Below are 3,282 nucleotides of genomic sequence, written 5' to 3'. Positions count from 1 at the left end.
AGATCCTCGCCAAGGTCCGACTCGTCCAGACCAGCGTGAAGAAACTCGTCAATAACAACTCGAAGTAACTCAATCAGGGTCACGAGACACTAGGCCAGGGTCCTCGGAGGGGTGGAGCATGCCGTCCGCGAAGGTGACGCCGCTGCGGAAGACCTCGGCGGCCTCCTCCGGGTGGCCCATGTACTCCTGGATGCCGAAGTTCGGCACGGCCAGGTCGAGGTGCACGGCCGCGGCCATGCTGACCGGGGAGAGGTCGGTGGCGCCGTGCGAGCCCGTCCGGACCTGGTGGAGGGCGGCGAGGTCGAAGATGCGCCGCAGGTGGGTGATGCCGCCGGCGTGCACCACGGTGGTGCGTACGTAGTCGATGAGCTGCTCGGTGATCAGGTGCTGCACGTCCCAGATGGAGGTGAGCACCTCGCCGACGGCGATCGGTGTCGTGGTGTGCTGCCGGATGAGCCGGAAGGCCTCCTGGTTCTCCGCCGGGGTGGGATCCTCCATCCAGAACAGGCGGCAGTCCTCGACGCTCTTGCCGAACCGGGCGGCCTCAAGCGGGGTCAGCCGGTGGTGCACGTCGTGCAGCAGGTGGAAGCCGAAGCCGAAGCGTTCCCGCACTGCCTGGAGGTACGTGGGCGCGAAGCCGAGGTAGGCCTCGGTGTCCCAGGGCTGTTCGTCGGGCAGGTCGGTGGCCGCGGGCTCGTACAGCTTGCCCTTGCGCACGCCGTAGGTGCCGCCGACGTCGGGCACCGCCGCCTGGGCGCGTACGGCCTTGTAGCCCAGCTCCAGATGGCGTCCGACGTCGTCGAGCAGGGACGGTACGTCGGTGCCGCTGGCGTGCGAGTAGACCAGGACGCCGTCCCGGGAGCGCCCGCCGAGGAGCTGGTAGACGGGCAGCCCGGCGGTCTTGCCCTTGATGTCCCACAGCGCGGTGTCGACGGCCGCGATGGCCGTCATGGTGACCGGTCCGCGCCGCCAGTAGGCGCCGCGGTAGAGGTACTGCCAGATGTCCTCGATCCTGGCCGGGTCCCTGCCGATCAGGAGCGGCGCGAGGTGGTCGCGGAGGTAGCTCGCCACGGCCAGTTCCCGTCCGTTGAGCGTGGCGTCGCCGAGGCCGGTGACGCCGTCCGTGGTGGTGACGCGCAACGTGACGAACGTACGCCCGGGGGAGGCGACGAACACCTCGACGTGTTCGATCTTGCTCACTGGGACTCCTCACAGCAGGGGCCTTTGCCGCACCGGCCCGCCGGGGTCCGGGCGTCCCTCGCCCCGCCACCTGTCGGCCAGCACTGGTATACAAGCACTTGTCGACCAGTTTGGGCAATGCCTGCGCCCTCGGGGCCAGCGAGAACCCGGCGCACGGGATGGTCATGATCCCGGCGATACGATGGGCGGCATGGCCTCACCCAAACGGCAGCAGACGAACCGGCGCGCGATCTACAGCACGCTGCGCCAGATGGTTCTCACGCTCCAACTCCAGCCGGGGGCCGCGCTGTCGGAGAACGAACTGGCCGCGCAGCTCGGCGTCAGCCGCACGCCGGTGCGGGAGAGCCTGATCCTGCTGGCGCAGGAGGGCCTGGTGCAGGTCTTCCCGCAAATCGGGTCGTTCGTCTCCCGGGTGGATCCGGCCCAGGTCGCCGACGCGCAGTTCCTCCGGGAGGCGGTCGAACTGGCCTCACTGGAGGATCTGCCGACGGACATCGACCCCGCACTGCTCGGGGAACTGCGGGACAACCTTGAGCGGCAGCAGCGGGACGACCTCGGCCTGGAGGAGTTCTTCGCGCTGGACGAGGCCTTCCATCAGGGCCTGCTGCGACTGAGCGGACACGCCAACGCCTGGACGACCGTCGCCGCGGCCAAGGGGCACCTGGACCGCGCCCGCCGTCTCGGTCTGTACGAGAACGCGTCGCCCGCGGTGTTCGTGGCCCAGCACCGCGAGATCTTCGACGCCGTGGTCCGGGGGGACGTACCACTGGCGCGCACGGCGATGCGCGCACATCTGCGGGCCGTCTTCAGCGACATCGAGCGCATCCGGGCCCACTCGCCGGAGCTGTTCGCCACCGACTCCTCCGCGGTGCCGGTCCGCCGCAACGTCGTGGTCTGGGAACGGCCGCACGCCTGAGCGCCGCCGGACACGGACACCGTTCCGTCCGCACCCGAACGTACTGCTGGTACTCCTGGTGCTGCGCCGGGAGCGGTCTAGTAGTGCTTGGTCAGGTTGGTATGGGTTCTGGCATGTTGCGGTGACAGGTGGGGCAGGCGCGCCGGTCCAGAGTGCGAGGAGTGTCTGCAGTTCGCGGGTGGCCCGATACGTGCTCAGGCCGGCGCCGTTCCTTTTGGGGACCGGGTGATGCGCTGGAGGGTGCAGAAGGCGTGTGCGACGGAGACGAGGGTGACGTGGTGGTGCCAGCCTCTCCAGGTGCGGCCTTCGAAGTGGGCCAGGCCACCAGGGTCTGCTTCGTCTCGCGGTAGTCGTGCTCGATCCTCCAGCGCAGCTTCGCGGTGCGCACGAGGGCGGCCAGCGCCGTGTCGGCGGGCAGGTTGGACAGCCAGAACTGCACGGGTTCGGGCTGGTTGGCGGGCCCATTCGGCCAGCAGCCAGCGCACCGGCAGCTCCGGGCCGGCGGTGTTCTTGCGGATCTCGCGTCCGGCGGGCCGGATCCGCAGGGCCACGAACCGTGAGTACATGCGCCTCAGGCCGCTGCGGCCGTTGCCGGGCCGTGAGCCTTCCCGCCACTGCACCGGCTTCGCTGCCCGCTTGCCGGCTTTGATGACCAGGTCCTTCACCGGCTGCGCATCGGGGCTGACACGCCGAGCTACAAGTACGAGTACCACCTGTCCAAGGAGACCGCGTAGCTTCTCTACCAGTACGACATCCTCGGCCGTAGGACCGACCTGTGGCAGTCCGACACCACGGACGCCGACAAACTCGCGCACTGGGACTACGACCAGGTCGTCAAGGGCCGGCAGGACACCGCCATCCGCTACGTCGGCGGAGCCACCGGCGGCGCCTACGTCCAGCAGGTCACCAAGTTCGACAGCCGCTACAACGCCGTCAACAGCCAGCTGACCCTCCCGGCCACCGACGATTTCGCGCAGGCCATGGGGAAGACGACACTGAAGTTCGACGCCTCGTACAACGCGGCGAACCTGCTCTCGGGCTTCGATGAACCGGCTGTGGCCGGCCTGCCCATCGAAGGCATCACCCCCACCTACGACAACCTCGGCAACCCCAAAACCCTGGGTGGCACCACCGGCTACGTCCTCGGCGCGGCCTACTCCGAACTC

At 68.9% G+C, this 3,282-nt stretch carries 3 protein-coding genes and 1 pseudogene; 2 read left to right on the top strand and 2 right to left on the bottom strand.

The genetic code is table 11. From position 1 onward, the window contains the following. Positions 1–69: 69 nt before the first annotated feature. Positions 70–1,200, bottom strand: coding sequence for a D-mannonate dehydratase ManD (gene manD / locus ACIRFL_RS43645; protein ID WP_404041285.1), 1,131 nt, complete (start codon positions 1,198–1,200; stop codon positions 70–72). Positions 1,201–1,390: 190 nt separating this feature from the next. Between manD and ACIRFL_RS43640 the strand changes: the two genes are divergently transcribed. Next, on the top strand, positions 1,391–2,116 hold the full coding sequence (locus ACIRFL_RS43640; protein ID WP_404041282.1) for a GntR family transcriptional regulator: 726 nt from the start codon (positions 1,391–1,393) through the stop codon (positions 2,114–2,116). A gap of 194 nt (positions 2,117–2,310) precedes the next feature. On the opposite strand, the pseudogene ACIRFL_RS43635 reads toward ACIRFL_RS43640, so the two are convergent. Further along, positions 2,311–2,790: pseudogene (locus ACIRFL_RS43635) on the bottom strand (transposase); the annotation flags it as partial. 306 nt (positions 2,791–3,096) lie between these two features. Here ACIRFL_RS43635 and ACIRFL_RS43630 point away from each other — a divergent pair. Beyond that, positions 3,097–3,282 (top strand): hypothetical protein (locus tag ACIRFL_RS43630; protein WP_404041280.1); only part of this gene is annotated, 186 nt, incomplete at its 3' end.

Source organism: Streptomyces sp. NPDC102462, assembly GCF_044765425.1.
In the GTDB taxonomy this organism is placed as follows: Bacteria; Actinomycetota; Actinomycetes; order Streptomycetales; family Streptomycetaceae; genus Streptomyces.
This window is presented reverse-complemented; position numbering and strand designations above follow the sequence as displayed.